We start from the raw sequence: 14,043 nt of genomic DNA on the forward strand, positions 1-14,043 counted from the left end.
CGGGCAATATCCAGGCGAAAAAAAACGCAGCCTGTGGTCGGGCTGCGTTTTCCGTTCGGAAGGTTCCATTGGAACCTTTGTCGTTCACTCGCGATCAGGCTTCCGGGCGTTCTTGCGCTCCACGGGGCGCAGCAGCTCGGTCGGCGGCATTTCGCAGCTGATCTTGCGGCCCAGCAGCGCCTCGATCGACGGCAGCTGATAGGAGTCGTCCTCGCCGGCGAAGCTGATGGACACGCCGTCGGCGCCAGCCCGGCCAGTACGGCCGATACGGTGCACGTAGTCGTCCGGCACTTCCGGCAGGGTGAAGTTGATCACGTGGCTGATGCCGTCGATGTGGATGCCGCGACCGGCGACATCGGTGGCCACCAGCACGCGGATCTTGCCTTCGCGGAAGCCTTCCAGGGTCTTGATGCGCTTGTGCTGCGGCACGTCGCCGGACAGCTGGGCGGCGTTCACGCCGTCGCGTACCAGGCGTTCTTCGATGCGCCGCACTTCATCCTTGCGGTTGGCGAAGACCATGACCCGTTCCCAGCCGTTGTCGTTGACCAGGTTGTACAGCAGCTTGTATTTGTCGGCGCCGGCCACCGCGTAGATGTGCTGTTCGACGTTGGCGTTGGCCACGTTCTCGGCTTCGATCTCGACGATGGCCGGGTCGGTGGTCCACTGCTTGGCCAGGTTCATCACGTCGTCGGTGAAGGTGGCGGAGAACAGCAGGGTCTGGCGTTCGCTTTTCGGCGGGGTCTGGCGAATGATCTGGCGTACCTGGGGGATGAAGCCCATGTCGAGCATGCGGTCGGCTTCGTCCAGCACCATCACTTCGACCATGTCCAGGTGCACGTCGCCGCGCTGGTTGAAGTCCAGCAGGCGGCCCGGGGTGGCGACCAGGATGTCGCAATGGCGGGCTTCGAGGTGCTTGAGCTGTTTGTCGAAGTCCATGCCGCCGACAAAGGTCATCACATTGAGGCCGGTGTATTTGGTCAGGCTGGCCGCATCCTTGGCGATCTGCACCACCAGTTCGCGGGTCGGCGCGATGATCAGCGCCCGCGGCTCGCCCATGTAGCGCTCTTTCGGCGGTGGGGTCTGCAGCAGCTGGGTGATGATCGAGATCAGGAACGCGGCGGTCTTGCCGGTACCGGTCTGGGCGCGGCCGATGGCGTCTTTGCCGGCCAGGGTGAAACCCAGTACCTGCGCCTGGATCGGCGTGCAGTAGGGGAAACCCAGGTCGTGGATCGCGTGCATCAGTTCCGGCGCGAGTTTGAAGTCGTGGAAGCGGGTCTTGCCTTCCTGTGGTTCGACGACGAAGTCTTCCAGTTTCCAGGTGCTCACCGGTGGTTTCGGTGCGCGTGGGCGGCGCGGCTGTTCGGCCTTGGGCTTGTCGCCGCGCGGCGCGGTCTGGGCCGTCGGGGCGGCTGCGGTCACCGGCTCTGGCTTGGCCACGGGGGCAGGCGCGGTCCGTTCCGGCTGATGGCCGTCGGTACGGCTGCTGGGGCTGGAGGAAGATGGGCTGGAGCCTGGCGCGAGCTGCTCAGCCTCGCTTTTACCGAAGATTTTCTTGAGTGCTTTGAGCACGGTCATCTCATCAATTGGTTAAGGAATGTACGCCGGGCAGTGTAATGCAAGAATCGGGCGCGGCGTAGTGGATTGCTCAACGGGCTACCGAACTTATCGATTCAGCGCAAACGCTCGCCGAGCCAGGCGCCGATATCGCGAATTTCTTCGGGTAACACTTCGTGCCCCATTGGGTATTCCTGCCAGGTCGCGGTGACACCATGGTGTTTCAGGTACTCGTAGGCGGTACGGCCCATGGAGTTCTGCACCACCTCGTCGTACTGGCCGTGCAGGCACAGGGTCGGAATCCGTTGCTGGCTGGCCGACAGTTCGAGTTCATCGCTGAAAGTCGGGGCATAGGTGGAGAGGGCAAGCACGCCACCCAGCGGACCCTGCCATTTAAGGAAGGCGGTGTGCAGGACGACCGCGCCACCCTGGGAAAAACCGGCGAGGAAAATCCGCGAAGGGTCTATTCCGCTGGCGCGCTGTTCTTCGATCAGGTCGCTCAGGCGTTTTGCCGACTCCTCCAGCTGTTCGCGGTTGATCGCGCGCGCCGGGCTCATGGCCAGAATGTCGTACCAGCTGGGCATGGCATAACCGCCATTGATGGTCACGGCGCGGGTCGGTGCCTGGGGCAGGACGAAGCGGGTGGTCAGCAGGCTTTCCTGCAGCGCTTCGGCCACCGGCAGGAAGTCGTAGCGGTCGGCGCCCAGGCCATGGAGCCAGATCACACAGGCATCGACGGGCTTGCTGGGCTGAAGAATCAAGGGTTCGGTCATGGTTGCTCCATATTTGTGCGTGCGCGCCCAAGCGGTGCGTGATCGAGGTGCGCGGTCGGTTGATCAGTGAAGAAGATGTCGCAAGGCTGCAAGTTTTGCTCTTGACCCCTGGCTGAACCGCTTTAGCCGGCACTCTGGTACGGGCTTTGCTATAGCCGTTGCGTGAAGTGATTGCGTTCACCCTGCCGGTAACACTATCAGGCTGCTGGCGGGTGTGGGATAGCAAAGATCCGATGATGGACGTTCGCCAGTGGCCGCTATGGGCTTCGCGAGCATGCAAGGGCTACAGCCCGTTCGGTCGCTTGGTGAGTATGGGTTTTCTCTTAAATGGATTTTCTCCTACTAGACTCATAGCTAAAGTCCTACGCCGCTTGACCCCATAAAAAGCCAACACGGGTCAACAGCGCCTCATAAGGGTGCGGCAGGACTCAAGCTCCGACACAACAAGAGCAAAACTGGAGGTTTGAATGAAGATGTTGAAATCCACCCTGGCTGTGGTCACGGCCGCCGCGGTACTGGGCATGAGTGGCTTCGCGCAGGCGGGTGCGACCCTGGATGCCGTGCAGAAGAAAGGCTTCGTGCAGTGCGGTGTGAGCGACGGTCTGCCGGGCTTCTCGGTACCGGACGCCACCGGCAAGATCCTCGGCATCGACGCCGACGTCTGCCGCGCCGTGGCCGCCGCGGTATTCGGCGATGCAACCAAAGTGAAATTCAGCCAGTTGAATGCCAAGGAGCGTTTCACCGCGCTGCAATCGGGCGAGATCGACGTACTGTCGCGCAACACCACCTGGACCAGCTCCCGCGACGCGGGCATGGGCCTGGTGTTCGCCGGCGTGACCTACTACGACGGCATCGGTTTCCTGGTGAACAACAAGCTGGGCGTGAAAAGCGCCAAGGAACTGGACGGCGCGACCATCTGCATCCAGGCCGGTACCACCACTGAACTGAACGTGTCCGACTACTTCCGTGGCAACGGCCTGAAATACACCCCGATCACCTTCGACACCTCCGATGAAAGCGCCAAGTCGCTGGAATCCGGCCGTTGCGACGTGCTGACCTCCGACAAGTCCCAGCTCTACGCACAGCGCAGCAAGCTGGCGACCCCGACCGACTACGTCGTGCTGCCGGAAACCATTTCCAAGGAGCCGCTGGGCCCGGTGGTGCGTAAAGGCGACGAAGAGTGGTTCAGCATCGTCAAGTGGACCCTGTTCGCCATGCTCAATGCCGAAGAGGCCGGCATCACCTCGAAGAACGTCGAGGCTGAAGCCAAGTCCACCAAGAACCCGGACGTCGCTCGCCTGCTGGGCGCCGACGGTGAATACGGCAAGGACCTGAAGCTGCCCAAGGACTGGGTAGTACAGATCGTCAAGCAAGTCGGCAACTACGGTGAAGTGTTCGAGAAGAACCTCGGCAAGAGCACTCCACTGGCCATCGACCGCGGCCTGAATGCGCTGTGGAACAACGGCGGCATTCAATACGCACCACCTGTGCGCTGATGGTTCTATCACCCGGTGGGCCAACCACCGGGTGATGTTCTGTTCCATTATTCCTGGGGCACTTCATGCAAAATTCAATCGGCGCACCAAAGCAGAGGCTCAGTCTCAGCGATCCACGAGTGCGTGCGTGGTTATTCCAGATCGTCACGATTGTCGCGGTGATCTCGCTGGGCTGGTTCCTGTTCAACAACACTCAAACCAACCTCGCGCACCGGGGGATCACTTCCGGTTTCGACTTCCTCGAGCGCAGCGCCGGCTTCGGCATCGCTCAGCACCTGATCTCCTACACCGAAGCGGACAGTTATGCCCGGGTGTTCGTGATCGGCCTGCTCAATACCTTGCTGGTAACCTTCATCGGCGTGATCCTGGCGACCATCCTCGGTTTCATCATCGGTGTGGCGCGCCTGTCGCAGAACTGGATCATCAGCAAACTGGCGACCGTGTATGTGGAAGTGTTCCGCAACATTCCGCCGCTGCTGCAGATCCTGTTCTGGTATTTCGCGGTGTTCCTGACCATGCCGGGGCCGCGCAACAGCCACAACTTCGGTGACAGCTTCTTCGTCAGCAGCCGCGGCCTGAACATGCCGGCGGCCTTGATCGCCGACGGCTTCTGGCCGTTCGTGATCAGCCTGGTGGTGGCCATAGTCGCCATTGTGCTGATGTGCCGCTGGGCCAACAAGCGCTTCGAAGACACCGGCGCGCCGTTCCACAAGTTCTGGACCGGCCTGGCGCTGTTCCTGGCGATCCCGGCGCTGTGCACGCTGATTTTCGGCGCCCCGGTGCATTGGGAAATGCCGGAGCTCAGGGGCTTCAACTTCGTCGGTGGCTGGGTGCTGATCCCGGAACTGCTGGCCCTGACCCTGGCCCTGACCGTCTACACCGCGGCGTTCATCGCCGAGATCGTGCGTTCGGGGATCAAGTCGGTGAGCCATGGCCAGACCGAGGCGGCCCGTTCCCTCGGCCTGCGCAACGGTCCGACGCTGCGCAAGGTGATCATCCCGCAGGCCCTGCGGGTGATCATTCCGCCGCTGACCAGCCAATACCTGAACCTGGCGAAGAACTCGTCCCTGGCGGCCGGTATCGGTTACCCGGAAATGGTTTCGCTGTTCGCCGGTACCGTGCTCAACCAGACCGGCCAGGCCATCGAAGTCATTGCCATCACCATGAGCGTGTACCTGGCGATCAGCATCAGCATTTCCCTGCTGATGAACTGGTACAACAAGCGCATTGCGCTGATCGAGCGGTGAGGAAACGCGCATGAGCACTCATACTTTCAAACCCGACATGCCACCACCGAGCAGCAGCATCGGGATCGTGGCGTGGATGCGGGCGCACATGTTCTCCAGCTGGATCAACACCCTGCTGACCCTGTTTGCCTTCTACCTGATCTACCTGGTGGTGCCGCCGATCCTCAGCTGGGCGATTTTCGACGCCAACTGGGTGGGCACCACCCGCGCCGACTGCACCAAGGAAGGCGCCTGCTGGGTGTTCATCCAGCAGCGCTTCGGCCAGTTCATGTACGGCTACTACCCGATGGACCTGCGCTGGCGCGTGGACCTGACCGTGTGGCTGGCGGTGATCGGCGTGGCGCCCCTGTTCATCGCCCGGGTTCCGCACAAGGCCATCTACGGCCTGAGCTTCCTGGTGCTGTACCCGATCATTGCCTACTTCCTGCTGCACGGCGGTCTCTTTGGCATGGCCAATGTCGCCACCAGCCAGTGGGGCGGCCTGATGCTGACCCTGGTGATCGCCACCGTCGGTATCGCCGGCGCCTTGCCGCTGGGCATCGTGCTGGCATTGGGACGACGCTCGAACATGCCGGCGATTCGTGTGGTCTGCGTGACCTTCATCGAGTTCTGGCGCGGCGTGCCGCTGATCACCGTGCTGTTCATGTCCTCGGTGATGCTGCCGCTGTTCCTGCCCGAAGGCATGAACTTCGACAAGCTGCTGCGGGCGTTGATCGGGGTGATCCTGTTCCAGTCGGCCTACATCGCCGAAGTGGTGCGCGGCGGGCTGCAGGCGATTCCCAAGGGGCAGTACGAAGCGGCCGCGGCCATGGGCCTGGGCTACTGGCGCAGCATGGGCCTGGTGATCCTGCCGCAAGCCCTGAAGCTGGTGATCCCCGGCATCGTCAACACCTTCATCGCCCTGTTCAAGGACACCAGCCTGGTGATCATCATCGGCCTGTTCGACCTGCTCAACAGCGTGAAACAAGCCGCCGCCGACCCGAAATGGCTGGGCATGGCCACCGAAGGCTATGTCTTCGCGGCCCTGGTGTTCTGGATTTTCTGTTTTGGTATGTCCCGCTACTCCATGTATCTGGAGCGTAAGTTGGACACAGGCCACAAGCGTTAGGAGTATCTCCATGAGTGAAGCGATCAAAAAGCCTGTGGGCCCTGAAGGCATTATTCAGATGCAGGGCGTGAACAAGTGGTACGGCCAGTTCCACGTGCTCAAGGACATCAACCTCAACGTCAAGCAGGGCGAGCGTATCGTCCTGTGCGGGCCTTCGGGCTCGGGCAAATCCACCACCATCCGCTGCCTGAACCGCCTGGAAGAACACCAGCAGGGCCGGATCGTGGTCGATGGCGTGGAGCTGACCAACGACCTCAAGCAGATCGAAGCGATCCGCCGTGAAGTCGGCATGGTGTTCCAGCACTTCAACCTGTTCCCGCACCTGACCATTCTGCAGAACTGCACCCTGGCGCCGATGTGGGTACGCAAGATGCCCAAGCGCAAGGCCGAGGAAATCGCCATGCATTACCTGGAGCGCGTGCGCATTCCGGAGCAGGCGCACAAGTACCCGGGCCAGCTCTCCGGTGGTCAGCAGCAGCGTGTGGCAATTGCCCGGGCGCTGTGCATGAAGCCGAAGATCATGCTGTTCGACGAGCCGACGTCGGCCCTCGACCCGGAGATGGTGAAAGAGGTTCTGGACACCATGATCGGCCTGGCCGAAGACGGCATGACCATGCTCTGCGTGACCCACGAAATGGGCTTCGCCCGTACCGTGGCCAACCGGGTGATCTTCATGGACAAGGGCGAAATCGTCGAACAGGCCGCGCCTAACGACTTCTTCGACAACCCGCAGAACGAGCGGACCAAGCTGTTCCTGAGCCAGATCCTGCACTGATCCAGGCACAGCCTTGAAAATGAACCCGGCCTGGCGCCGGGTTTATTTTTGCCTGGCGTTCATGAAGTCGCGAGGCGCGGCTGCTGCGGCTGGTCGTCGGTCGCCGCTGGGGCCTGCTGCGCGCTGAGGGCATGCACCTCGGCCATCAGTTCGGGATGGCGATCGAGCAGGCGCATCAACATGAACAGCGGCTGGGGTGGGGCGACCTCGCCGCGTTCGTAGCGGGAGAAGGCGTTATGCCCGCCGCCGGAGAGCAGCCTCACCGCATCCTTCTGCGAGAGGTGCAGCTTGCGGCGGATGCGTTTCATCTCGCTGGCCATGAACTGCCGGCAGTCCTCCAGCAACTGGTCGCCGGCGCTGGCGTAGCGTGCGGCGCTGGCCGGGTCGAATTCGACTTCCCCGCAGGCCTGGCATTCCCAGCCATCCAGGCCATCGACTTGCCGCAACAGGTGCTTGTAATCGATCAGCTCGCTGCGATTGTTGAACGGCTGCATGCTGGCCGGGGCACCGCAGCTGACGCATTGTCTTTGTTTCATGGGTGTTTCTCCTTGAAGGAGATCACTGGGGGACCGCCGCCGGGGCGGTAAGTGACTTTGATGTACAGCTCCACGGAATCGATGTGGGTGTAATACACGTCCTGCCAGATTCGATGATCGAGATGGCTGGTCATCGACTTGTAGAGCATTTTCCCTTGCAGGCCGGCAATCACCTGCTGCATGTCCCGGCAGGTCAGGCCGAGGTGCCGGCCGCTGACCAGGGCGGTTCGGGTAAAGGCGGCTGCCCCTAGCCGGGCGACATCCGCCTTGATCACCGACAGGTCGTAATGAGGTGTGTGCTTTTCCATAAGACACCTGGAGTCGAGATGAAATTACCCTTAAAGGGTTTTCTTAGCAATTGGATTTCCTTTCCGCTTGCTACCTGCGTGCATCGGCTTTGTTGTTCACCCACGCGAAGCTGACTAATATGCCAAAAAAATTCATCCGATGATTGGATGAAAAGGCGACGGCACATGACAGAAATTTCTCCTTTGATTAAACGTTCCCTGGTCGATCAGGCCCTGGAACAGTTGCGCCAGCGCATCAATGACGGTGTATGGCGCATCGGCCAGCGCCTACCGACCGAGCCGGAGCTGGCGGCGGAGCTGGGCATCAGCCGCAATACCGTGCGCGAGGCCATGCGGGTCCTGGCGTTTTCCGGCCTGGTGGAGATTCGCCAGGGCGACGGCAGTTACCTGCGCGCGGTGGTCGATCCGCTGGACACCCTCAAGGCGCTGTCTCAGTGCTCCCTGGCGCAGGCGCGCGAAACCCGGCAGATCATCGAGACGGAGGCCATCGGCCTGGCGGCCCTGCGGCGTACCGACCAGGACCTGCTGGCGTTGCGCGAAGCCCTGGCCCTCAGCGGCGATCACTATCACGGCGATCTGGAGAGTTACATCGCCTGCGACCTGGTGTTTCACGGGCGCCTGGTGGACGCCGCGCATAACCCCACTCTCAGCGAGCTGTACCGCTATTTCTCCAGCGTGGTCGGCGCGCAACTGCGCCAGACGCTGAACATCCATCCCCGGCGCCAGGCGGTGTTCGATCTGCACATCGACCTGCTGGACGCCGTCGAGCAGCGCGACCCGGAACGGGCCAAGGCCATTTCCCGGCAGCTGATCAATGAACCTTGAGACTGAGAGCACCATGTCCAGCCACCAGGCCAATAACCCGCCACCTATTGCTGTCCCTCGACGCGAGGCCGAGCTCGAAGAGCTGCTGATCGACGCCGAAGCCGACGATGCCGAAGTCCAGCAGAGCCACCCGGCGCCGCGTCGCCCGTGGCTGTTGCTGCTGGGGCTGATCCTGGTGGCGCTGAACCTGCGCCCGGCGCTGTCGAGCATGGCGCCGTTGCTCAGCGAGGTGTCGCGCAGCCTCGGGCTGTCGGCGGCCCAGGCCGGCCTGCTGACTACCTTGCCGGTGCTGTGCCTGGGTCTGTTCGCCCCGCTGGCCCCGGTGCTGGCGCGGCGTTTCGGCGCCGAGCGGGTGGTGCTCGGCATTCTGCTGACGCTGGCGGGCGGGATCATCCTGCGCAGTTCCCTGGGGGACGTCGGGCTGTTCGCCGGCAGCATCCTCGGTGGCGCCAGCATCGGCGTGATCGGGGTGTTGCTGCCGGGGATCGTCAAGCGCGACTTCGCCAAACACGCCGGCACCATGACCGGGGTCTACACCATGGCCCTGTGCCTGGGCGCGGCGATGGCCGCGGGGGCGACCGTGCCCTTGAGCCAGCACTTCGATAACAGCTGGGCGCTAGGCCTCGGCTTCTGGGCGTTGCCGGCGCTGGCGGCGGCGCTGTTCTGGCTGCCCCAGGTCGGCAAGCGACAGGGCGCGCACCATGTGGCCTATCGGGTGCGTGGTTTGCTGCGCGACCCGCTGGCCTGGCAAGTGACGCTGTACATGGGCCTGCAATCCTCGCTGGCCTACATCGTGTTTGGCTGGTTGCCGTCGATCCTTATCGGTCGCGGCCTGAGCCCGACCCAGGCCGGGCTGGTGCTGTCCGGCTCGGTGATCGTCCAGCTCGCCAGTTCGCTGGCCGCACCCTGGCTGGCGACGCGGGGCAAGGACCAGCGCCTGGCTATCGTGGTGGTGATGCTGCTTACCCTGGGCGGCCTGTTCGGTTGCCTGTATGCCCCGCTCGACGGCCTGTGGGGCTGGGCGATCCTGCTGGGCGTGGGGCAGGGCGGGACCTTCAGCCTGGCGCTGACCCTGATCGTCCTGCGTTCGAAGGACGCCCATGTGGCGGCCAACCTGTCGAGCATGGCCCAGGGCATCGGCTACACCCTGGCCTCCATGGGCCCGTTCGCGGTCGGCCTGGTGCATGACTGGACCGGTGGCTGGACGGCCCTGGGCTGGATTTTCGCGGTGATCGGTCTGGGGGCCATAGTCGCCGGCGTGGGCGCCGGGCGTGCGCTCTACGTGCAGGTCGAAAGCGAAAAAATCTGATCTGCCCCACTGTCGGTATTTGCGCGGCGAATGCCGATAGTGTTTCCCGGGTTTGCAGACTATCGTGCAGGCATCTTTCCCTGAGTCGGAGCCTGTTTCATGAGTGACGCCCACCGCGCCTTGATCACTGAGTTCTATAGCGCCTTCCAGCGCCTGGATGCCGAGGCCATGGCCGCCTGCTACACCGAGGATGTGCTGTTCAGTGATCCGGCGTTCGGCGAACTGCGCGGCCGCGATGCCGGAGACATGTGGCGCATGCTCACCACCCGGGCCAAGGATTTCTCCCTGACCTTCGACAATGTGCGCGCCGACGAGCGCAGCGGCGAGGCTCATTGGGTGGCGACTTACCTGTTCAGCCAGACCGGCAATACCGTGGTCAACGATATCCAGGCGCGTTTCGTGTTCCGTGACGGCAAGATCTGCGAGCACCACGATCATTTCAATATGTGGCGCTGGGCCCGCCAGGCCCTGGGCACCAAGGGCCTGATCCTCGGCTGGACCCCACTGCTGAAAAACGCCGTGCGCGCCCAGGCCCGCAAAGGCCTGAAAGCCTTCCAGGCCGGCCGCTGAATCTTTGCCTCTGGTAAGATCGCGGCTTGTTATCCACATGCCGCGATCACCGTGACCCGCCCCAGCCAATCCCCCGCCAACGACGCCGAGCCTGTACCCGTGGTGAGCAAACCCTGGTTTGTCTACCTGGTGCGCGCCGCCAACGGCGCCTTGTACTGCGGCATCAGCGACGACCCGGTCAAGCGTTTCGCCAAGCACCAGAGCGGCAAGGGCGCACGCTTCTTCCTCTCCAGCCCGGCCGTCGCGCTGGTCTATACCGAAGCCTGCCGCGACAAGAGCGAAGCCCTGCGCCAGGAGCGGCTGATCAAGAAACTCCGGAAAAGCGCCAAGGAATGCCTGGTGGCCTCGGCCACTGTGGCTTATCAAGCTGACTGATACGCTGCCATCAGACAGAGCGGTGGGCTGCCAGGAGTTTGCGCGCTAAGCTGGTTCTTCCTACTTATCCAGTGGAACCCCAGCATGTCAGAGTTGATTCTGCATCATTACCCGACCTCGCCTTTCGCGGAAAAGGCCCGGCTGTTGCTGGGCTTCAAGGGCCTGTCCTGGCGTTCGGTGAAGATCTCGCCGGTGATGCCCAAACCCGATCTCACCGCGCTCACTGGCGGTTACCGCAAGACCCCGGTGCTGCAGGTCGGTGCCGATATCTATTGCGACACGGCGCTGATCGCCCGGCGGCTGGAACAGGAAAAGGCTTCGCCGGCACTGTTTCCCGAAGGCCGGGAAATGGTCAGCGCAACCTTCGCGGCCTGGGCCGATTCGGTGGTGTTCCAGCATACGGTGAGCCTGGTCTTCCAGCCGGAGTCGGCGGCCGTGCGTTTCGGCCATTTGCCGCCGGAAGCGGTCAAGGCCTTCATGGTCGACCGCGCCGGGCTGTTCAGCGGCGGTAGTTCTACCCGAGTGCCACTGGAGTTGGCCAAGCATCAATGGCCGACGCTGATGGCGCGCCTGGAGCAGCAGTTGCAGCGCGAGGAAGGCGACTTCCTGTTCGGCGATCCGTCGATTGCCGATTTCGCCATGGCTCATCCCCTGTGGTTCCTCAAGGGCACGCCGGTGACCGCGCCACTGGTGGACGCCTATCCGGCGGTGTCGGCGTGGCTCGCCTGGGTATTGGGTTTCGGTCATGGCGCTTCCAGTGCCATGACCTCCGAGGAGGCGCTCGAAGTAGCACGCAGGGCTACACCGGCAGCCTTGCCGGATGAAGTCTTCATGGACCCGAATGGTTTTGAGGCTGGCCAGCCGGTGCGGATCGCGGCGACCGACTATGGCGTCGATCCGGTAGAGGGGGAGTTGCTGTTCGCCGGGCGCGAGGAGTTGATCCTGCGTCGCGAAGACCCGCGCGGCGGGTTGGTGCATGTGCACTTCCCGCGTTTCGGGTTCCGCATCGAGGCGCTGTAAAACTGAGAACCTATCGTGAGCCGGCTCGCTCTTACAGCCTGTAGGGGTGGGCTGGCTCGTGATGAAGGCTTAGCGCTGCAACGCCGCCATGATCTGCTCCGGATCGTAGGTGCGGATCAGCGTGCCATTCACATCGAGGATCGGAATCCCTCGTCCGCCCAAGGCTTCATAGGCCTTGCGCGCCTCGGCATCCTTCTCGATATCGAACTCGCGAAAGGCAATGCCCTTCTGATCGAGGAAGCGCCGGGTGGCCTTGCAGTAGCCGCACCAGTCGGTGGCGTAGAGCACCACCCGAGCATTGGCCCGAACCTGCTCCGAGGCGGCCTGCGAGGGGTTGAACAGGCGCTCGAGCTTGCCCCAGTTCTGGTACGCCACGACCACCAGCAGGATCAGCAGGAACTTCTTCAGTACGCCCTGCAGCATCAGTTGCGGCGCTTGAGCTGATCGGTCAGTTGGGTCGGCAGGCCCTTGATGATCAGGGTCCCGGCTTCTTCGTCATACTCGATCTTCGAGCCCAGCAGGTGCGCTTCGAAGCTGATGGACAGCCCTTCGGCACGGCCGGTGAAGCGGCGGAACTGGTTGAGGGTGCGCTTGTCCGCCGGGATCTCCGGCGACAGGCCGTAGTCCTTGTTGCGGATGTGATCATAGAACGCCTTGGGGCGGTCCTCGTCGATCAGCTCCGAGAGCTCTTCCAGGCCCACGGGTTCGCCGAGCTTGGCTTGGCTGCTGGCATAGTCCACCAGGGCCTTGGTCTTTTCCCGGGCGGATTCTTCGGGCAAGTCTTCGCTTTCGACGAAGTCGCTGAACGCCTTGAGCAGGGTACGGGTCTCGCCCGGGCCGTCGACGCCTTCCTGGCAGCCGATGAAGTCGCGGAAGTACTCCGAGACTTTCTTGCCGTTCTTGCCCTTGATGAACGAAATGTACTGTTTCGACTGCTTGTTGTTCTGCCACTCGGAGACGTTGATCCGCGCGGCCAGGTGCAACTGGCCCAGGTCCAGGTGGCGGGACGGGGTCACGTCCAGCTCGTCGGTCACTGCCACGCCTTCGCTGTGGTGCAGCAGGGCGATGGCCAGGTAGTCGGTCATGCCTTGCTGGTAGTGGGCGAACAGCACGTGGCCACCGACCGACAGGTTGGACTCTTCCATCAGCTTTTGCAGGTGCTCGACCGCGACGCGGCTGAAGGCGGTGAAGTCCTGGCCGCCATCGAGGTATTCCTTCAGCCAGCCGCTGAAGGGAAATGCGCCGGACTCCGGGTGGAACAGACCCCAGGCTTTGCCCTGTTTGGCGTTATAGCTTTCGTTGAGATCGGCGAGCATGTTCTCGATGGCCGCGGATTCAGCCAGTTCGGAATCGCGGGCGTGCAGAACTGCGGGTGTGCCGTCGGGTTTTTTGTCGATCAGGTGGACGATGCAATGGCGGATCGGCATGGGCTTCTCGGCTGGTTGGCGGGAGAGGGCGTGACTCCCCGAAAAAGTGCCCAGTGTACCGCACCCTCTGGTTTTGGCGCTGTTTGATGGGTGTGGAAGGCGGCCTGGGTCAAGCTTATGCATTTTTTTACGGATTTAGAGCAATAAAGCTGACCAAATGGCTAGGTAGAGGCGGATATTTCCCCGTCTCTGTGCTAGTTTTGCCCCGTCTTACGCGATGTCTCGGCGTTAAGCGTGCATTCAGCATTTGTCAGGTCGAACCAAACCCTGATTTCGGTATCTATAACCCCGATCTTTCGTGGTTGTGACCGGGGTGCCAGATCCACAAGATCTGGCTCGATGGCTGACACTGCACTCTGCAATCCAAATGAATTTGATAGGGAAGGAACACCACAATGGCTATTACTAAAGACCAACTGATCGCTGATATCGCTGAAGCTATCGACGCGCCGAAAACCACCGCGCGGAACGCTCTGGACCAACTGGCCCAGATCGTTGCTGATCAGTTGGAAAATGGCGGCGAAATCACTCTGCCAGGTATCGGCAAACTGAAAGTGACCGAGCGTCCTGCCCGTACTGGCCGTAACCCATCGACTGGCGCTGCCATCGAAATCGCTGCCAAGAAAGTTATCAAGCTGGTTGTGGCTAAAGGCCTGACCGACTCGATCAACAAGTAAGACTGCAGTAAGACCGTGCCTCGGAACACTTCCGGGCACGGTT

16 protein-coding genes are annotated in these 14,043 nt (G+C 62.3%); 10 read left to right on the forward strand and 6 right to left on the reverse strand.

From position 1 onward, the window contains the following. Nucleotides 1–84: 84 nt before the first annotated feature. Together rhlB and H0I86_RS05140 are read right to left on the reverse strand one after the other, a co-directional pair. Nucleotides 85–1,575 (reverse strand): ATP-dependent RNA helicase RhlB, encoded by a 1,491-nt coding sequence (gene rhlB / locus H0I86_RS05135; RefSeq protein WP_180924266.1) that lies wholly within the window; start codon nt 1,573–1,575, stop codon nt 85–87. 95 nt (nt 1,576–1,670) lie between these two features. Beyond that, complete coding sequence (locus H0I86_RS05140) at nt 1,671–2,327, reverse strand: alpha/beta hydrolase (protein WP_025806518.1); 657 nt, start codon at nt 2,325–2,327, stop codon at nt 1,671–1,673. 467 nt (nt 2,328–2,794) lie between these two features. Between H0I86_RS05140 and H0I86_RS05145 the strand changes: the two genes are divergently transcribed. The 4 genes from H0I86_RS05145 to H0I86_RS05160 all read left to right on the forward strand — a co-directional run bounded on the left by H0I86_RS05145 (nt 2,795) and on the right by H0I86_RS05160 (nt 6,953). Beyond that, nucleotides 2,795–3,823, forward strand: a complete 1,029-nt coding sequence (locus H0I86_RS05145; protein WP_180924267.1) for an amino acid ABC transporter substrate-binding protein — start codon at nt 2,795–2,797, stop codon at nt 3,821–3,823. A 65-nt stretch (nt 3,824–3,888) separates the two neighbouring features. Then, nucleotides 3,889–5,070, forward strand: a complete 1,182-nt coding sequence (locus tag H0I86_RS05150; RefSeq protein ID WP_180924268.1) for an amino acid ABC transporter permease — start codon at nt 3,889–3,891, stop codon at nt 5,068–5,070. Nucleotides 5,071–5,080: 10 nt separating this feature from the next. Next, a complete protein-coding gene (locus tag H0I86_RS05155) occupies nt 5,081–6,178 on the forward strand; it encodes an amino acid ABC transporter permease (RefSeq protein WP_180924269.1) in 1,098 nt (365 codons plus the stop codon). 10 nt (nt 6,179–6,188) lie between these two features. Next, nucleotides 6,189–6,953 (forward strand): amino acid ABC transporter ATP-binding protein, encoded by a 765-nt coding sequence (locus tag H0I86_RS05160; RefSeq protein WP_124319255.1) that lies wholly within the window; start codon nt 6,189–6,191, stop codon nt 6,951–6,953. Nucleotides 6,954–7,012: 59 nt separating this feature from the next. Here the strand turns inward: H0I86_RS05160 and H0I86_RS05165 are convergent, their stop codons facing one another. After that, a complete protein-coding gene (locus tag H0I86_RS05165; protein ID WP_180924270.1) occupies nt 7,013–7,489 on the reverse strand; it encodes a type II toxin-antitoxin system MqsA family antitoxin in 477 nt (158 codons plus the stop codon). Then, nucleotides 7,486–7,797, reverse strand: a complete 312-nt coding sequence (locus H0I86_RS05170; RefSeq protein WP_180924271.1) for a type II toxin-antitoxin system MqsR family toxin — start codon at nt 7,795–7,797, stop codon at nt 7,486–7,488. The genes H0I86_RS05165 and H0I86_RS05170 overlap by 4 nt, the downstream gene beginning before the upstream one ends. Before the next feature lie 165 nt (nt 7,798–7,962). Between H0I86_RS05170 and H0I86_RS05175 the strand changes: the two genes are divergently transcribed. From H0I86_RS05175 to H0I86_RS05195, 5 genes are all read left to right on the forward strand, one after another. Further along, the gene (locus tag H0I86_RS05175; protein WP_180924272.1) at nt 7,963–8,622 is read left to right on the forward strand and encodes a FadR/GntR family transcriptional regulator; all 660 of its coding nucleotides are present in this window, start codon (nt 7,963–7,965) and stop codon (nt 8,620–8,622) included. Then, on the forward strand, nt 8,612–9,931 hold the full coding sequence (locus tag H0I86_RS05180) for a CynX/NimT family MFS transporter (RefSeq protein ID WP_180924273.1): 1,320 nt from the start codon (nt 8,612–8,614) through the stop codon (nt 9,929–9,931). The genes H0I86_RS05175 and H0I86_RS05180 overlap by 11 nt, the downstream gene beginning before the upstream one ends. A gap of 99 nt (nt 9,932–10,030) precedes the next feature. Continuing rightward, a complete protein-coding gene (locus H0I86_RS05185) occupies nt 10,031–10,501 on the forward strand; it encodes a nuclear transport factor 2 family protein (RefSeq protein ID WP_180924274.1) in 471 nt (156 codons plus the stop codon). Nucleotides 10,502–10,552: 51 nt separating this feature from the next. Then, entirely contained in the window at nt 10,553–10,876 is a 324-nt protein-coding gene (locus H0I86_RS05190) for a GIY-YIG nuclease family protein (protein ID WP_180924275.1), read from the forward strand. Nucleotides 10,877–10,960: 84 nt separating this feature from the next. Then, entirely contained in the window at nt 10,961–11,896 is a 936-nt protein-coding gene (locus H0I86_RS05195; RefSeq protein WP_180924276.1) for a glutathione S-transferase family protein, read from the forward strand. A gap of 69 nt (nt 11,897–11,965) precedes the next feature. Here H0I86_RS05195 and H0I86_RS05200 read toward each other — a convergent pair whose 3' ends face one another. Further along, entirely contained in the window at nt 11,966–12,319 is a 354-nt protein-coding gene (locus tag H0I86_RS05200; RefSeq protein ID WP_180924277.1) for a glutaredoxin family protein, read from the reverse strand. Continuing rightward, complete coding sequence (gene yejK, locus H0I86_RS05205) at nt 12,319–13,323, reverse strand: nucleoid-associated protein YejK (RefSeq protein ID WP_007932136.1); 1,005 nt, start codon at nt 13,321–13,323, stop codon at nt 12,319–12,321. Before yejK ends, H0I86_RS05200 begins: the two co-directional genes overlap by 1 nt. Before the next feature lie 395 nt (nt 13,324–13,718). Between yejK and H0I86_RS05210 the strand changes: the two genes are divergently transcribed. Beyond that, nucleotides 13,719–14,000: an HU family DNA-binding protein gene (locus tag H0I86_RS05210; RefSeq protein ID WP_007932138.1), complete on the forward strand. Its 282-nt coding sequence runs from the start codon at nt 13,719–13,721 to the stop codon at nt 13,998–14,000. The last annotated feature ends 43 nt before the right edge of the window (nt 14,001–14,043 follow it).

This window comes from Pseudomonas chlororaphis subsp. aurantiaca, assembly GCF_013466605.1.
In the GTDB taxonomy this organism is placed as follows: Bacteria; Pseudomonadota; Gammaproteobacteria; order Pseudomonadales; family Pseudomonadaceae; genus Aquipseudomonas; species Aquipseudomonas chlororaphis_I.